The sequence below is a fragment of the Streptomyces sp. NPDC017890 genome, from assembly GCF_044328675.1.
GTDB lineage: Bacteria > Actinomycetota > Actinomycetes > Streptomycetales > Streptomycetaceae > Streptomyces.
In genome coordinates this window covers 269,456-285,217 of record NZ_JBIRHU010000004.1, presented here as the reverse complement: position 1 = coordinate 285,217, position 15,762 = coordinate 269,456, and the positions used below count along the sequence as shown (strand labels likewise).

General features: G+C 72.4%; 13 protein-coding genes. 7 read left to right on the top strand and 6 right to left on the bottom strand.

The annotated features are described in order from the left end of the window. Positions 1-195 precede the first annotated feature (195 nt). The 3 genes from ACH4F2_RS07795 to ACH4F2_RS07785 all read right to left on the bottom strand — a co-directional run bounded on the left by ACH4F2_RS07795 (position 196) and on the right by ACH4F2_RS07785 (position 2,884). Positions 196-1,320, bottom strand: a complete 1,125-nt coding sequence (locus tag ACH4F2_RS07795) for a sensor histidine kinase (protein WP_398131797.1) — start codon at positions 1,318-1,320, stop codon at positions 196-198. Next, the gene (locus ACH4F2_RS07790; protein ID WP_398131796.1) at positions 1,317-2,057 is read right to left on the bottom strand and encodes a response regulator transcription factor; all 741 of its coding nucleotides are present in this window, start codon (positions 2,055-2,057) and stop codon (positions 1,317-1,319) included. The genes ACH4F2_RS07795 and ACH4F2_RS07790 overlap by 4 nt, the downstream gene beginning before the upstream one ends. Before the next feature lie 122 nt (positions 2,058-2,179). Next, a complete protein-coding gene (locus ACH4F2_RS07785; protein ID WP_398131795.1) occupies positions 2,180-2,884 on the bottom strand; it encodes a spermidine synthase in 705 nt (234 codons plus the stop codon). A 186-nt stretch (positions 2,885-3,070) separates the two neighbouring features. Here ACH4F2_RS07785 and lon point away from each other — a divergent pair, with 186 nt between their 5' ends. Continuing rightward, a complete protein-coding gene (gene lon / locus ACH4F2_RS07780) occupies positions 3,071-5,494 on the top strand; it encodes an endopeptidase La (protein ID WP_398131794.1) in 2,424 nt (807 codons plus the stop codon). Between the two features lie 71 nt (positions 5,495-5,565). Here the strand turns inward: lon and ACH4F2_RS07775 are convergent, their stop codons facing one another. Beyond that, positions 5,566-6,393: a lysozyme gene (locus tag ACH4F2_RS07775; RefSeq protein WP_398131793.1), complete on the bottom strand. Its 828-nt coding sequence runs from the start codon at positions 6,391-6,393 to the stop codon at positions 5,566-5,568. A 252-nt stretch (positions 6,394-6,645) separates the two neighbouring features. On the opposite strand from ACH4F2_RS07775, the gene ACH4F2_RS07770 reads away from it, so the two are divergent. After that, positions 6,646-7,140: a MarR family winged helix-turn-helix transcriptional regulator gene (locus ACH4F2_RS07770; RefSeq protein WP_398131792.1), complete on the top strand. Its 495-nt coding sequence runs from the start codon at positions 6,646-6,648 to the stop codon at positions 7,138-7,140. A 295-nt stretch (positions 7,141-7,435) separates the two neighbouring features. Here ACH4F2_RS07770 and ACH4F2_RS07765 read toward each other — a convergent pair whose 3' ends face one another. Next, complete coding sequence (locus ACH4F2_RS07765; protein ID WP_398131791.1) at positions 7,436-8,227, bottom strand: protein phosphatase 2C domain-containing protein; 792 nt, start codon at positions 8,225-8,227, stop codon at positions 7,436-7,438. Positions 8,228-8,667: 440 nt separating this feature from the next. Here ACH4F2_RS07765 and ACH4F2_RS07760 point away from each other — a divergent pair, with 440 nt between their 5' ends. The 5 genes from ACH4F2_RS07760 to ACH4F2_RS07740 are packed head-to-tail and all read left to right on the top strand — an operon-like array spanning position 8,668 to position 14,555. Next, a complete protein-coding gene (locus tag ACH4F2_RS07760; protein ID WP_398131790.1) occupies positions 8,668-11,664 on the top strand; it encodes a nitrate- and nitrite sensing domain-containing protein in 2,997 nt (998 codons plus the stop codon). Next, on the top strand, positions 11,661-12,200 hold the full coding sequence (locus ACH4F2_RS07755; RefSeq protein ID WP_398131789.1) for a roadblock/LC7 domain-containing protein: 540 nt from the start codon (positions 11,661-11,663) through the stop codon (positions 12,198-12,200). The genes ACH4F2_RS07760 and ACH4F2_RS07755 overlap by 4 nt, the downstream gene beginning before the upstream one ends. Then, complete coding sequence (locus ACH4F2_RS07750) at positions 12,197-12,655, top strand: DUF742 domain-containing protein (protein ID WP_398131788.1); 459 nt, start codon at positions 12,197-12,199, stop codon at positions 12,653-12,655. The genes ACH4F2_RS07755 and ACH4F2_RS07750 overlap by 4 nt, the downstream gene beginning before the upstream one ends. Continuing rightward, positions 12,636-13,277: a GTP-binding protein gene (locus tag ACH4F2_RS07745; RefSeq protein ID WP_398131787.1), complete on the top strand. Its 642-nt coding sequence runs from the start codon at positions 12,636-12,638 to the stop codon at positions 13,275-13,277. The genes ACH4F2_RS07750 and ACH4F2_RS07745 overlap by 20 nt, the downstream gene beginning before the upstream one ends. A gap of 15 nt (positions 13,278-13,292) precedes the next feature. Continuing rightward, positions 13,293-14,555 (top strand): styrene monooxygenase/indole monooxygenase family protein, encoded by a 1,263-nt coding sequence (locus ACH4F2_RS07740; RefSeq protein ID WP_398131786.1) that lies wholly within the window; start codon positions 13,293-13,295, stop codon positions 14,553-14,555. Here the strand turns inward: ACH4F2_RS07740 and ACH4F2_RS07735 are convergent. Then, on the bottom strand, positions 14,519-15,679 hold the full coding sequence (locus tag ACH4F2_RS07735; RefSeq protein WP_398131785.1) for an NlpC/P60 family protein: 1,161 nt from the start codon (positions 15,677-15,679) through the stop codon (positions 14,519-14,521). The two genes, ACH4F2_RS07740 and ACH4F2_RS07735, sit on opposite strands and share 37 nt — an antisense overlap. Positions 15,680-15,762 lie beyond the last annotated feature (83 nt).

The window sequence follows — 15,762 nt, the reverse complement described above, 5'->3', positions numbered from 1 at the left end:
TCGCGTAAGTCACATCGCAGACCGCGTTTCGGCGCTGTAAATGGCGGGAAATAAGCGAGGTTCCGCTGCATGCGGGAAGGGGAGACCGGGACCCGGCGCCGAGAGGACGCGGGTCTCTACCTGGACTGCGCCTGATCACACGTGTCCGCCGGTGCGGACGGCAGTGGATCTTGACGCTCCGCTTCGAACCCTACGTCAATTCGATGCCGGGGGGAGACCCGGAAGGGTGATCAGGATGCGGCAGCCGCGCTCGGATTCGGCCACTCCGATCCGGCCGCCGTGCAGATCCACCGCCCAGCGCGCGATCGCCAGGCCCAGCCCGGTGCCGCCGTCGCTGCCCGGACCGTGCGGCCGGGACACCGAACCCCGGTTGAACCGCTCGAACACCCGGCGCCACTCCGAGCGCGGAATGCCGGGGCCCTCGTCGAGAACCTCCAGCTCCAGCGACTCCGGAAGGTCCCCGCGCCGCGCCCTGACCGTCACCCGGCCGTGCGGCGGGCTGTGCTTGACCGCGTTGTCGATGAGGTTGGCGACGACCTGGTGGATGCGCTCGGGGTCGGCGTGCGCGGTCAGGTCGGGCGGGAAGACGTCGAGGGCCAGGTGCACGTCGGTGCGGGTGTGGCTGCCGGACCCGGAAGCGATGCCCGCGCGTGCCGAAGCGACCATGTTGGCCTCCTTCAGCACGCCGGAGAGGTACGGCCAGACCTCGAAGCGCCGCTTGCGCAGCGGTATGACGCCGTTGTCCAGGCGGGAGAGGTCCAGCAGCGTCTCCACCAACCGGCCGAGCCGCTCCGTCTGCCCGAGCGCCGTCCGCATGGTCTCCGGATCGGCCTCGGTGACCCCGTCGACGATGTTCTCCAGCACCGCGCGCAGGCCCGCGATGGGGGTGCGCAGCTCGTGCGAGACGTTCGCCACCAGCTCCTTGCGCTGGAGGTCCTGGGCCTCCAGGTCGTCGGCCATGCGGTTGATGGTGACGGCCAGGTCGCCCAGCTCGTCGCGGCGGTTCTCGCGGACCCGGCGCGTGTAGTCGCCGTGCGAGATGGACCGGGCCACGGCGTTCATCTCGTCCAGCGGCGCGGTCAGCGAGTGCGCCACGAACTGGGTGATCAGCAGTGTGGCGATCATCGAGAAGACCGTGATGAAGCGCAGCTCCGTCTTGGTGTGCACCGCTATCACCGAGAGGCCGGTGGTGATCAGCACCGACGTGACGACCAGCGCGCCCAGCTTGGTCTTGATCGAGAACGGGCGTACGCCGCCCCAGGGTTCCCCGGTGCTCCGGGGGCCAGGACTCCTCCGTGCGGCCTCCCGCCCTGCGCTCATGGCGCCGGCGTCTCCAGCGCGTACCCCACGCCGTGCACCGTACGGATCCGCTCGGCCCCGATCTTGCGGCGCAGCGCCTTGATGTGGCTGTCCACGGTCCGGGTGCCGGAGGCGTCCGCCCAGTCCCACACCTCGGCCAGCAGCTGCTCCCGGGAGAGCACCGCGCGCGGGGTGTTCGCCAGGCAGGCCAGGAGGTCGAACTCGGTGGGGGTGAGGTGGACGTCCTCGCTGCGCACCCGTACCCGGCGCTGCGCGTGGTCGATCTCCAGCTCGCCGAGGCGCAGGATGCCGCTGCGCGGCGTCGAGGCGGCCACGACGGCCCGCTCCACCCGGCGCAGCAGCACGTGCACGCGCGCGGCCAGCTCGCGCATCGAGAACGGCTTGGTCATGTAGTCGTCGGCGCCCACGCCGAGCCCGACCAGCATGTCGGTCTCGTCGTCGCGCGCGGTGAGCATCAGCACCGGCACCGGCCGCGCGGCCTGCACGCGGCGGCAGACCTCCAGGCCGTCGAAGCCGGGCAGCATGATGTCGAGGATCAGCAGGTCGGGCTGCCATGCCTCGGCCGTGTCGACGGCGGCCGGACCGTCGCCCGCCGTTTGCACCAGGAACCCCTCGGCGCGCAGGCGGGTCGCGATGGCGTCCACGATCGTCTGGTCGTCCTCGACCACCAGCACCCGGCGCTGGGCGCCCGGGGTAGCCGTCGCCGTGCCGTTGTGGGAGGTCTGTGTCTGCTCCATCGCCCGCCCCTGAGGTGTGCTTACCGGAATCAGTGGGGTGATCCCTCGTCTGCGCATGACTGCGATTGACGCTTGAATGACCGCGTCAGGTCAGCAGCGTACGGGGATTCACCGCGCCTTTGCTATCCAGGTCCGACGCCGAGGTGGACGACGTCCGGAACGCCCCGGGCAACGGGGATCTCTTCGGTACGCACCTGCTGGAACCCGGCATTACGCAAGGTTTCTTCGAATTCCGGAGAGGGCTGCGCGGACCAGACGGCAAGCACCCCGCGGGGCCTCAACACCCGTGCGCAGCCCGCCAGTCCGAGGGGTGAGTAGAGCCCGTCGTTGCCCTCGGTGACGGTCCAGCCGGGGCCGTTGTCGATGTCGAGGCAGAGCGCGTCGTATGTGTCGGACGTCTCATTGACGTACCGCACCAGATCCGCTTCCACGATCTCCGTGCGCGGATCGGCCAGGGCCTCGGCGGACAGCGGGGCCAGCGGGCCGTCCCGGTGCCAGTCGATGACGGCGCGCTCGCGTTCGACGACCGCGATCCGGCCCCAGCGGGGGTCGGCGGCCGCGTGTGCGAGCGAGAAGCCGACGCCGAGCCCGCCGATGAGCAGGTGCGGCGCACTCCGCCCGCCACCCGGGGTGAGGGCGTCGGCCGCCGCGTCGACCAGCCGTCGCTCCGAGCGCCCGTCGGAGGTGTCCATCAGGAAGCAGCCGTTCGCGATGATCTGCAGCAACGCCCCGTGCCGGCGCAGGACGACCTCACCGTGCGGGCCCTCGCGACGGTCCAGCACTTCGGGGATGCCGTGGTCGTGGGAGTCATGGGAAGTGATGGGCATCGACCCATCCTGGCAGTGGGAATGCCGGGCGGTCCGGCCGTGCTCTCACCCACAGGGTCCGAAGCGGGCCGAAGCGCCTCCGCCCTCCGCTCCTTGATCGCTCAGAGCGAACACGCTTTGGGGAACAATCATGGACTCCCTTTCATTGAGTCGATGTAACTCAACTTGACTGCCGAAGGGGAGATCATGGCTGCTGAGTCCGAAGCCTTCACACCGCTCACCCTGCCCGTGCTGCCGCTCGACGACGAGGTGGTGCTGCCCGGGATGGTCGTCCCCCTCGACCTGAGCGACACCGAAGTACGCGCCGCGGTGGAGGCCGCCCAGGCCGCCGCCGGGGCCGAGCCCGGCAAGCCCCGGGTCCTGCTCGTCCCGCGCGTCGACGGCACCTACGCCGGGACCGGCGTCCTCGGCACGGTCGAGCAGGTCGGCAGGCTGGCCGACGGCGATCCGGGCGCCCTGATCCGCGGACGGGCCCGGGTGACGATCGGCGCCGGCACCACCGGCCCCGGCGCCGCGCTGTGGGTGGAGGGCACGCGTGTCGACGAGACCGTGCCCGAACCCCTGCCCGGCCTGGTCACCGAACTGGTGAAGGAGTACAAGGCGCTGGCCACCGCCTGGCTGCGCAAGCGCGGTGCCTGGCAGGTCGTGGACCGCGTCCAGGCCATCGACGACGTCTCCGCGCTCGCCGACAACTCCGGCTACTCGCCCTTCCTCACCACCGAGCAGAAGGTCGAGCTCCTGGAGACCGCCGACCCGGTCGCCCGCCTCAGGCTCGCCACCCAGCAGCTGCGCGACCACCTGGCCGAGCAGGACGTCGCCGAGACCATCGCCAAGGACGTCCAGGAGGGCGTCGACAAGCAGCAGCGGGAGTTCCTGCTGCGCCGCCAGCTCGAGGCCGTGCGCAAGGAGCTGCGCGAGATCAACGGCGAGCGGGAGGGCGAGGAGTCCGACGACTACCGCGCCCGCGTCGAGGCCGCCGACCTGCCCGAGAAGGTCCGCGAGGCCGCGCTCAAGGAGGTCGACAAGCTGGAGCGGTCCTCCGACCAGTCGCCCGAGGGCTCCTGGATCCGCACCTGGCTCGACACCGTCCTCGAACTCCCGTGGACCGTCCGCACCGAGGACGCCTACGACATCCAGGGGGCCCGGGCCGTACTGGACGCCGAGCACGCGGGCCTGGACGACGTCAAGGAGCGGATCACCGAGTACCTGGCGGTGCGCAAGCGGCGCGGCGACCGGGGTCTCGGCGTCGTCGGCGGGCGGCGCGGGGGCGCCGTACTGGCCCTCGTCGGCCCGCCCGGCGTCGGCAAGACGTCCCTCGGCGAGTCCGTCGCCCACGCCATGGGCCGCGAGTTCGTCCGCGTCGCCCTCGGCGGCGTCCGCGACGAGGCCGAGATCCGCGGCCACCGGCGTACGTACGTCGGCGCGCTGCCCGGCCGGATCGTCCGCGCCATCAAGGAGGCCGGGTCGATGAACCCGGTCGTGCTCCTCGACGAGATCGACAAGGTGGGTTCGGACTTCCGGGGCGACCCGGCCGCCGCCCTGCTCGAAGTCCTCGACCCCGCCCAGAACCACACCTTCCGGGACCATTACCTGGAGGTCGAGCTCGACCTGTCCGACGTGGTCTTCCTCGCCACCGCCAACGTCCTGGAGGCCATCCCGGAGGCCCTGCGGGACCGCATGGAGCTGGTCCGCCTCGACGGCTACACCGAGGACGAGAAGATCGTCATCGCCCGCGACCACCTGCTGCCGCGCCAGCTGGAGCGGGCCGGGCTCGACAAGGACGAGGTCACGGTCGACGAGGGCGCCCTGCGCAAGCTGGCAGGCGAGTACACCCGCGAGGCGGGCGTGCGCACCCTGGAGCGGTCGATCGCCCGGCTGCTGCGCAAGGTGGCGGCCCAGCACGAACTGGGCGAGCGGGAACTGCCGTTCACGATCACGGACGGCGACCTGCGCGCCCTGATCGGCCGGCCGCACCACGTGCCCGAGTCCGCCCAGGACCCGGCCGAGCGCCGCACCTCGGTGCCGGGCGTGGCCACGGGCCTCGCGGTGACCGGCGCCGGCGGCGACGTCCTGTACGTCGAGGCGTCGCTGGCCGACCCGGAGACGGGCGCGGCGGGTCTCACCCTGACCGGTCAGCTGGGCGACGTGATGAAGGAGTCGGCGCAGATCGCGCTGAGCTTCCTGCGCAGCCGCGGCGCCGAGCTGGAGCTGCCGGTGGCCGACCTGAAGGAACGCGGCGTTCACATCCACTTCCCGGCGGGCGCGGTGCCCAAGGACGGCCCGAGCGCCGGCATCACGATGACGACGGCGCTGGCCTCACTGCTTTCCGGGCGGCTGGTCCGCACCGACGTGGCGATGACCGGCGAGGTGTCGCTGACCGGCCGCGTGCTGCCGATCGGCGGGGTCAAGCAGAAGCTGCTCGCGGCGCACCGGGCGGGCGTCACCACGGTGATCATCCCCAAGCGCAACGAACCCGACCTGGACGACGTCCCGGCCCAGGTGCTGGACAAGCTCGACGTCCACGCCGTCACCGACGTCCGCCAGGTCCTGGAACTGGCGCTCGCACCGGCGACGAGCGGTGTGGGGTCGGAGGTTCCGGTCGCGGCGTGACGGACGCTGCCGGAAGGGGCGGAGGCCCGGGTCCCGTGAGGGGCCCGGGCCTTCGTCGTACGTGTCGTGTGTCAGCCGTTGGCGAGCGCCCGGACGCGGTCCAGGGCGCCGTTGAACTTGTTGTGGTCCCCGACCGTCGGCCCGGACGAGGTGTACTGCCACATCGTGTAGTAGCCCCAGCCGGCCGGCAGCGTGCCCACGGTGGAGGCGTACCGGGCGACCCACAGCGGGTTGTTCGCCGCGAAACCGCCGTAGTTGCCCGTGCACTGGGTCCACCAGCTGGTGGCCGTGTAGATCACGGCGTCGCGGCCGGTGCGGGCCTTGTAGGTGTTCAGGAAGTCCCGGATCCAGGAGACCATCTGGCTCTGCGTCTTGCCGTAGCAGGTGGCCCCGTACGGGTTCCACTCGATGTCCAGCGCGCCCGGCAGCGTCTTGCCGTCGCGGGACCAGCCGCCGCCGTGGTCGACGAAGTAGTTGGCCTGGGCGGCGCCGCTCGTGGTGTCCGGGGTGGCGAAGTGGTAGGCGCCGCGGATCATGCCGACGTTGTACGAGCCGTTGTACTGCTGGGCGAAGTAGGGGTTGGTGTAGTACGTCCCCTCGGTGGCCTTGACGTAGGCCCACTTGACCCCGCTGTTCCACAGGGTCGACCAGGCGACGTTGCCCTGGTGGCTGGAGACGTCGACGCCCTCCGTCTGGGTGGCGTCGCCCGGCACCGGGGTGCCGTGCCGCCCGTCGTGCTCCAGGACCCCCATGCCCATGTGGGCGGAGCCGCGCGGCGGGATGTCGGCGGCCGACGAGGAGTGCGCGGGGAGGGTGAACACCAGGGAGAACGCGGCGAGCAGGATCCCGGTGACGGCGAAGCGCCGCCCGCGGGCCGATCCGGATCTGTGCACGAGCATGACGTGCCTCCGATGGCTCGGTGGTGCTCGGTGGGGGATGCGTGAGTGGGGAGAACCCACGGGTGGCGCGGCACGGTGGCGTGAGCATGCCATCCAGGGGTCCGGGTGAAGACGCTACGCACGTAGAACGGGGGTGGGAAGAGGGACCGGAAGCTTCCGGTGGTCTAAGCCTGCGAAATACTTGCCGAGCTGCGGTGATGCCGGCCCGTGGCGGAAACTTTCAGGACCGGGAAAATCGAGGCAGGGGCTGACGTGCACGAAGACGGGAACGGCGGCGGTCGCGGAGTCGACGCCGAAGTGTCCGGCAGTGGTGTGAACCAACCGGAGTTCCTGGCACTGGAGCGGGAGTTGACGGTCCTGCTCCGGCGGGCCCGCGCCAGCCAGGGCGAGATGGCCCGGGAGGTCCACCCCGACCTGGAGTCCTCCGCGTACGGCCTTCTCGTACGGCTCGGCGAGTGCGGGGGGCAGCGGGCCACGGAACTCGCCGCCTACATCGGCGTCGGCAAGGCGACGATGTCCCGCCAGCTGCGCGCCCTGGAGGACCTCGGCCTCGTCGCCCGGGAACCCGACCCCGCCGACGGCCGCGCCTGGCTGGTCACCCTGACCCCGGAGGGCCAGGCACGCGTCGGCCGGGTGCGGGAGGCCCGCCGCGCGCGGTACGCCGGCCGGCTCGCCGACTGGGACCCGCGTGAGGTGACCGAACTCGCCCGGCTGCTGCACGAGCTGAACCGGGGTATGGAGAAGTAGGACCGCGGCCCCCCGGCGAGAAGCGTGCCCGGAGCCCTCGGGTCCCTGGCAGTAGCAGGGCCGGAGCCCTCGGCGAGAAGCGTTCCCGGAGCCCCCCCCCCCGGGCCCCCCGGCAGTAGCAGGACCGGAGCCCCCGGGCCCCCGGCAGTAGCAGGGCCGGAGCCCCGGGACCCCGGCAGGAGCAGGGCCGGAGCTCCCGGGCGTCCCTGGCAGTAGCAGGGCCGGAGCCCTCGGCGAGAAGCGTGCCCGGGGCCCTCGAGCTGCCGGGCAGAAGCAGAGCCGGAGCCCCCGGCGTTCAGAGCTCCGCGTACACCACCGTGGCGTCGTCGTGCGCCTTGCCGCGTCCGAGGAACTCCCGGGCCCCCGCCGCGTCCGCGCGTTCCAGGTCCCGCACGCGGTCGAGCAGCGCCTGTGCGCCCTGCTTCCGCACCAGCGCGAGGCAGTCCGTCCAGTCGCCCTCCCGGAACGTCTCCACCCAACGCGCGGCTCCGTCCGTCAGCGCCGCCAGCGTCCGCACCTCCCCGCGCGGCAGCACCCCCGTCACCGCCCGCGCCGCCACCGCCGGGTCGGCCGCGGCGGTGAAGAAGCCGCCCTCCTTGTTGCGGTAGCCCGCGTCCACCAGCGCGTCCGTGGCGAGAGCCGAGCGGGGCAGCCGGGCCAGCCGGTCGTCCAGGACCGCCGTGACCCCGCCGCCGGGGGCCTCCACCAACAGGGCCGAGTCGGACAGGACCAGGTATTCGACGGTGGCGGGGGACCAGCGGGCCAGGACCACGGTCGCCTGCGGAGTCCGCGGGTGAGAAAGGTCACAGGTTTCCGCGTGCGCCGCCGAGGTACGAGCGATGGCGCGGGACAGGGCTTCGACGAGGGGGAGATCCGGGAGTGAAACGGTCAGTTCGGTCAGGGCTCCGCCGAGGCGCGCGGTGAACCAGGGAACGGAATGCAGACAGCCCGTCCCGGTCCGCGGCGGTGTCACGCCGTCCAGCACGACGAGCGAACCGCCTTGCCCCGAGGCGGGCAGCCCGACGCTCGCGAAGTCCTCGTTGGGGTGGGCGGCGAGGCCGGGTTCCGAGACGAGTTCCGTACGCATCCAGCCAGTCTGCACGACCCCTTCACAGTGTCCGCAAGAGGCTGTCAACTTCCCGGGTATCGACGCAGCGGCGCAGGTCAGGCGCCGGATTTGGGTTGGAATTCCGCACTCCGGCAACGCGCGGCGGCACATAGTGCCACCGCCCGTCGCAGACGTCCAACCGGCGCGCCGCACGGGCGTGTCGCACGAGCCGACGGAACTTGCCCACCAACTCCCCTCCGAGGTTCACTCCTTCGGGTGGCGGGTCGGATGATGCACGCCCACCGCCCACCGGCACTGGGAGGGTCGGGAACCGGTGGAGGGCCTGCCCTGCTCACGCGGTCATCCCGCCCGATGCGCAGTCGGCGGCCTGGGAAGAGCCCAGAGCGTGGCGGAGGGTGCACGCGCCGGCCGGTCAGTTGACGGAGCGCCACCCGGGCCCACGGGTACACGAGTCAGGAATGCGAGCACCGGTGCAGAAGACGCGGCCTCGTCGCACAGGCAAGCAGACGGCCCCCGCGGGGAGCGCGGAACACACCCCCGGCACCTCCACCCCGGCGCCGCCTCGGGCCCCCGTCGGCAAGGGCCGCCCGACCCACGTACGCAACCGCCTCATCGTCGCCGTGGCCGTCGTGGCCGCCGCCATCGCCGGAGCCGGAGCACCGTCGGTCGTGGCCGCCTCCGGGCAACTGCACGACTCCCAGGAACTGGTGACGCTCGCCGAGCGGACCCAGGGCGCGCTGACCCTCGCCCACTCCCTGGCCGACGAGCGCGACGAGGTCACCCCTTACATCGCCGCCGGCCGCCCGAAGTCCAAGGCGCCCTCCGAACAGCGCAGCGCCCGCGTCGACCGGCAGGTGGAGGAACTGCGTGCCGACACCGACACGCCCGCCTCCCTGCGCGAGGACCTCGACGCCGTCGCGGCGCTGCGCAGGGCGGCGCTCACCGGCAAGAGCACCGCTCTCCAGGCGCACGAGGCGTACTCGGAGGCGATCGCCGAACTCCACGCCCTGGCCGAGGAGCTGGCCGAGCGGATGCCGCCCCGCGCGGGCGCCGGTGCGTACGCCCTCGCCGAACTGGACACCGCCGTCCAGCAGGCCGCCGCCACCCGTGGGTTGCTCCTCGCGGCCCTGAACGTGCCGAGCAGCACCGAGACCGTCATCGACCCGATCACGGGCCTGCCGACCGAGACGACCACCTCCTCGGACGCCGACACCGAGCAGCGCGACGAGCTCGCCGCCGCCGCCCAGCAGGCCCGGGTGCGCTCCGACGCCGCGCTCGCCGACTTCCGCGAGGGAGCGCCCAAGGAGGCGCGGGACAGCTTCGACGCCACGGTCGCCGGCCCCGAGGTCAACTCCGCCGACAAGTACCTCGCCGGGCTCACGAACGAGCCGACGCTCTCCGACAACGACCTCAAGACCAGCACCAAGAGGGTGGACGCCGCGCTCTCGGCCCGCGTCGACGCCATGCGCGGCGCCGAGTCCGCCCTCTACGAGAAGCGCACCACGGCTCTGGAGCAGCTGCGCGACGACGACGTCACCGAGCTGGAGATCCGGATCGCCGCTCTCGGCGCCCTGCTCCTGCTGGCCGTGGGCATCGCCACCGCCATGGCCCGCACCCTCACCCGCCCGCTCTCGGTGCTGCGACGCGGCTCGGCGCGGCTGGCCGGCGCGCAGGACCCGACGGCCGAGGAGGCCGTCACCTTCACCGGCCGCAACGACGAGTTCGCCCAGGTCGTCCGCTCCGTCAACGCCCTGCACGCGCACGCCGCCATGCTCGCCGACCGCGTCAACACACTCGAGTCCGACCGCAAGCACCTCGTCGGTCAACGGCAGAGGATGGCCGACGCCCGCGAGGAACTGCGGGCCGAACTCGCCGCGTCGGCCGCCCAGCTGGACGTGGTGCGCAAGAGCATCGGCTCCACCTTCGTGAACCTCGCGCTGCGCACCCTCGGCCTGGTCGAGCGGCAACTCGCGGTCATCGAGAGCCTCGAGGAACGCGAGCAGGACCCGGAGCGCCTCGCCACCCTGTTCAAGCTCGACCACTTCGCGACGGTCATGCGCCGCCACAGCGAGAACCTCCTCGTCCTCGCCGGCACCGAGCACGTCCAGCACAGCGCCTCACCGGTGCCGCTGGTCGACGTGGTCCGGGCCGCGGTCAGCGAGATCGAGCGGTACGAACGCGTCCGCATCGCCGCGCTGCCGCCGCACGCGCACGTGGCCGGGTTCGCGGCCGACGACCTCTCCCACCTGCTGGCCGAACTGATGGAGAACGCCACCTCCTTCTCGCCGCCGGACCTGCCCGTCGAGGTCTCCGGCTGGCTGCTGGAGAACGGCGAGGTGATGCTCTCCGTCCGGGACGAGGGCATCGGCATGGCCACCGAGCGGCTCGAGCGCCTCAACGCCCGCCTCACCGACTTCGACCCGGACGCGCCCTACGACCAGGAGGGCGAGGACGGCCTCGGGCTCGGCCTGTACGTGGTGGCCCGGCTCGCCCACCGGCACGGGGCGCGCGTGCGGCTGCGGGAGCAGAAGCAGGGCGGTGTCGCGGCCGTCGTGGTCCTGCCGAAGACGCTGCTCGCCGCGGCACCCCCGGCCGCGCTCGTCCCGGCCGTGCCGATGCCCGAGGGCACGGGCTCCTTCTCCCTGCCGGGCGCCGACGCGGAGGCCAACTCCAACGTCCTGCACGGCCGCGCGGAGAAGGGCACGGACCCGCTCGTCGCCTCGGCGGAACAGGCCGTACGACGTGCGGAGGCCGACGGGGCGCAGGACTCTCGCTCCGAGGGCTCCGAGGGCTCCGAGGGCCTCGAGGGCCCCGAAGGGCCGGCGGAGCGCGAGAGCTCCGAGGAGCCCGAGGCCCCGGCGGACGCGGCGGACGCGGCCGACGCCGTCGATCCGGAGCCCACCCAGAAGGCGAAGGCCGACGAGGCGAAGGCCTCAGAGGCCGAGACCACTCCCGGCCACGACCTCCCCGACGACACCACGATGGCCCTCCTGCTGCCGGCGCAGGCGCAGGCGGAGTTCCGGGCGCCGGAACCGGAGCCCGCACCCGACCCCTACGCCATCGGTCCCGACGCCCACGACCGCGCGCCGGACGAGGGCACCGCGCCGGACGAGGGCATCGCGCCGGCCCAGAACACCGAGGACGTCGACAACACCGAGGACGTCCAGGACACCGAGGACGCCGAACCGGCCGAGCCCGTCACCGACAAGGGCCTGCCCAAGCGGACCCCCAAGGTCAGCACGCCCGCGGCGGTACCCAGGCCGCGCACGGCGGGCTCCGTGGACGCCGACGCGCTCCGCCGCCGCCTGGGAGGGTTCCGCCGGGGGGCGGAGGCAGGCCGCCGCGACGTCGAGGCGGAGCTCGCCGACCGTACCGGACACAACCAGGCGCCGAACGCCGCAGCAGGGACAACCGAGGAAGCCACGGGGGGCACTGTCGAGGAGGCAAGCAGTTGACCGCTCCCAGTACCTTCGGACTCAGTAGTGAAGCCCGCAATCTGCACTGGCTGCTGACCAACCTGGTCGAGGAGGTGCCCGGCATCCTCTCTGTCGCGGTGGTCTCCTCCGACGGCCTGCTCCTGCTCTCCTCCGACCAGGAGCTCCCCCACGCTCGAACGGGCTCCCGCGGGGGGACCCCCGTCACCGCGGCCCGCGAGGTCCGGGCCGTGCGCCGCGCCGGCCCGCGCGGTTCCGCCGCCGACCTCGCCACCGTCGTCTCCGGCGTCGGCAGCCTGACCGTCGGCGCCGCCCGGCTGGTGGGCTTCGGCCAGGTGAAGCACACGATGGTCGCCATGGACGAGGGCAGCCTGTTCGTGATGTCGATCAGCGACGGCTCGCTGCTCGGCGTGCACGGCTCCGCGGACGCCGACATGAGCGTCATCGCGTACCACATGGCGCTCTTCGTGGGCCGCGCCGGTCATGTCCTGACCCCCGAACTCCGCAGTGAGCTGCGGCAGTCCCTGGAGTCCGAGCCGACGGGGAGTGTCCGATGAGCAAGGGCCCCGGCAAGAACCCGAAGCTCCCGAAGCACCCGAAGGCCCTCCCCGTGCGCGGCGCCGACCGCAAGCCCGCCCGCGTGCGCCCCTACTCGCTCACCGGCGGCCGTACCCGCTTCGGCCACGTCCTGCTCGTGGAGACGTTCGTCGGCGCCACCGCCGGCACCGCCGCGCTCGAAGCCGCCGAGGAGCGCAAGGAACTGACGAACGGGTCGCTCACCTCCCGCGTGATGCCGGAGATGCGGGCCATCGTCGAACTGTGCCGCCGTATGCGTACGGTGGCCGAGATCGCCGCGCTGCTGAAGATGCCGCTCGGCGTGGTCCGCGTGCTCATCAGCGACCTCGCGGACCAGGGAAAGATCCGTGTGTACGGCACCGGAACCGGCCACGGCGCGGGCCGCCCGGACCGCGCTCTGCTCGAAAGGGTGCTCAGTGGACTCCGTCGTCTCTGACGCCGCCGCCTACGGCGTCTCCCCCCTCGTCGACCCCGACGAGCCCGTGCGGCCCTGGCAGACGGACCGCACCCGCGCGCCCGTCGCCACGAAGATCGTCGTCGCGGGCGGCTTCGGCGTCGGCAAAACCACGCTGGTCACCACCGTCTCGGAGATCACGCCCCTGCAGACCGAGGCGCTGATGACCGAGGCGAGCGAGGAGACCGACGACCTCACCGCCACCCCGGGCAAGCTCACCACCACCGTGGCCATGGACTTCGGCCGCCTCACGCTCGACGACGACCTGGTGCTCTACCTGTTCGGCACGCCGGGCCAGCAGCGGTTCTGGTTCATGTGGGACGACCTGGTGCGCGGCGCGATCGGCGCCGTCGTGCTGGCCGACACCCGCCGCCTGAAGGACTGCTTCCCCGCGCTGGACTACTTCGAGAGCTGCTCACTGCCGTACGTCGTCGCGGTGAACCACTTCGACGGCAGCGAGCTGTTCGAGGCGGAGGACGTGCGGGAGGCGTTGACGATCCCCGCGCACATACCTGTAATGATCATGGATGCGCGCCGTCGGATCTCGGCCATCGAGACCCTCTTGTCCCTCGTGGGCCACGCGCTCGACGAAACCCCCGAGTAGGAGACGGAACACCGCATGCGGAAGATACTCGTCGTCGGAGCCGGCCAGTCCGGTCTCCAGCTCGCCCTCGGCCTCCAGTCGCACGGCTACGAGGTCACCCTGATGTCCAACCGGACCGCGGACGAGATCCGCACCGGCCGGGTCATGTCGACGCAGTGCATGTTCCACACGGCACTCCAGCACGAGCGCGACCTCCAGCTGAACTTCTGGGAGTCCCAGGCCCCGAAGATCGAAGGACTCGGTGTCTCGGTGGCGGCCCCCGGCTCCTTCGACCCGGGCCCGTCGCAGCGCGCGATCGACTGGGTGGGGCACCTCGACGGCTTCGCGCAGTCGGTGGACCAGCGGGTGAAGATGGCCGGCTGGATGGAGACCTTCGCCCAGCGCGGCGGCCAGCTCGTCATCCACGGCGCGGCCGTCGGCGACCTCGACTACTTCTCCCGCGCCTACGACCTCGTCCTCGTCTCGGCGGGCAAGGGCGAGCTGGTCCAGATGTTCGGCCGCGACGCGTCCCGCTCCCCGTACACCGAGCCGCAGCGCGCGCTCGCGGTGGCCTACGTCCACGGGATGGGCCCGCGCCCGGAGCACCCGGACATGGAGGCCATCCGCTGCAACCTGGTCCCCGGCGTCGGCGAGATGTTCATCATGCCGACGTTCACGACGTCCGGCCGCGCCGACATCCTCTTCTGGGAGGGCATACCCGGCGGCCCGCTGGACGCCTTCAAGGACGTCAAGGACCCCTCGGAGCACCTCTCCCTGACCCTGGAACTCATGGAGAGGTTCCTCCCCTGGGAGTACGCGCGGGCCACCAAGGTCGAACTGACCGACGCCGGCGGCACCCTCGCCGGCCGCTACGCCCCCACCGTCCGCAACCCGGTCGGCCGCCTGCCCGGCGGCGGCCTGGTGCTCGGCGTGGCCGACGTGGTCGTCGCCAACGACCCGATCACCGGCCAGGGCTCCAACTCCGCCTCCAAATGCGCCGCCTCCTACCTCGCCTCCATCCTGGAGCAGGGGGAGAAGGAGTTCGACGAGGCCTGGATGCGGCAGACCTTCGACCGCTACTGGGAGACGGCCCAGCACGTCACCAAGTGGACCAACAGCATGCTCGCCCCGCCGCCGGAGCACGTCCTGAACCTGATCGGCGCCGGCACCCAGCTCCAGCCGGTCGCCGACCGCTTCGCCAACGGCTTCGACGACCCGGCCGACTTCGAGAACTTCTTCTACGACCCGGCGAAGACCGAGGGCTACCTCATGGAGGTCTCGGGCGCCGCGGGCGCGTAGCCGGCCGCGTACCCCTCGTCGGACCCGTCCGTCACCCCCTCGGGAAGCCTCGGCGGCGTGTACCGCCGCAGCGGCTCCCCGCCGGGGTCGGGCCGTACGGCGCCCAGGACCGGGTTGGCGGCGATCGGTGACACCTTGACCTCGGCGCCGGGGCGCGGCGCCTGGACGACCATCCCGTCGCCGAGGTACATCGCCACATGGGTGGCCTCGGGGAAGTACACGACCAGGTCACCGGGTCGCAGCCGGCCGAGCGGCACGCGCTCCAGCCGCGCCCACTGCTCCTGGCTGGTCCGCGGGATCGGTGCCCCGGCCCGCGCCCAGGCCACGGAGGTCAGCCCCGAGCAGTCGTACGACGCGGGGCCCTCCGCGCCCCACTCGTACGGCTTGCCGAGCTGCTCCACCGCGAACCGCACCGCCCGGTCGCCCTCGGCGGAGGGCTTGTCGTCGTCGCCGAGCGCACCGGACGCCATGAACCGCTCCTGCGCCTCGGTGATCCCGCTCTTCTCGAACTCCGCCAGCGCGGCCAGCTCCTCGGGGGTGAGGGAGGCGAGCAGCTCCTCGACGGCGAGCAGCCTCTCGCGTACGTCGTCCCGCTCCTCCTCCTGCCGCTCAGCGAGGGCGAGTTGCCTGTCCAGTGCCTTGCGTGCCCGCTCGGCCAGCGCGTCGGCCTTCTGCTCGGCGCCGGTCAGGCGGCCCACCGTCTCGGCACGCTGCCGGGCCAGCCGGCCGATCACGTGCCCCTGGTCGAGCGCGTGCTGCGGGTCGCGGGCCAGCAGCAGCCGAAGATAGGGGGAGAGGCCGCTGCTGTTCCGGTACTCCTGCCGGGCCAGCCGTCCGGCCGCACCGCGGCTGTCGTGCAGGGAGAGCCGGGTCCGGGACAGCGCGGCGTCCAGCCGCCTCACCAGGGTGCGCTGCTCCTTCAGGCGTTCCTCGGTGCCGTTGTAGGTCTCGGCGGCCTTCTCCGCCTCCCGGTACAGCCGCTGAAGGTCCGTCAGCAGACCGGCCACGGACCGGTCGCCGCCGGCGCCGCCGGGCTCGGGGTCGGCCGTGGCGGGCACGGGCGCGAGGGCGATCCCGGCCGTCACCGCCGCCGTGCACACCAGACGCAGAAACCTTCCTGACACGCCATCACCTCCGGGGCCGCGGGGCGGCTCGTCCGCTCCGCACGGCGAGCATGTGACGTGTTCGCGGGCTCCGCGCGCCGAGT

Bases quoted from the DNA above. Each gene is read 5' to 3' on its own strand.
- ACH4F2_RS07775 (WP_398131793.1), bottom strand. From the start codon at position 6,393: ATGCTCGTGCACAGATCCGGATCGGCCCGCGGGCGGCGCTTCGCCGTC.
- lon (WP_398131794.1), top strand. From the start codon at position 3,071: ATGGCTGCTGAGTCCGAAGCCTTCACACCGCTCACCCTGCCCGTGCTG.
- ACH4F2_RS07795 (WP_398131797.1), bottom strand. From the start codon at position 1,320: ATGAGCGCAGGGCGGGAGGCCGCACGGAGGAGTCCTGGCCCCCGGAGC.
- ACH4F2_RS07765 (WP_398131791.1), bottom strand. From the start codon at position 8,227: ATGCGTACGGAACTCGTCTCGGAACCCGGCCTCGCCGCCCACCCCAAC.
- ACH4F2_RS07740 (WP_398131786.1), top strand. From the start codon at position 13,293: ATGCGGAAGATACTCGTCGTCGGAGCCGGCCAGTCCGGTCTCCAGCTC.
- ACH4F2_RS07790 (WP_398131796.1), bottom strand. From the start codon at position 2,057: ATGGAGCAGACACAGACCTCCCACAACGGCACGGCGACGGCTACCCCG.
- ACH4F2_RS07785 (WP_398131795.1), bottom strand. From the start codon at position 2,884: ATGCCCATCACTTCCCATGACTCCCACGACCACGGCATCCCCGAAGTG.
- ACH4F2_RS07760 (WP_398131790.1), top strand. From the start codon at position 8,668: ATGCGAGCACCGGTGCAGAAGACGCGGCCTCGTCGCACAGGCAAGCAG.
- ACH4F2_RS07750 (WP_398131788.1), top strand. From the start codon at position 12,197: ATGAGCAAGGGCCCCGGCAAGAACCCGAAGCTCCCGAAGCACCCGAAG.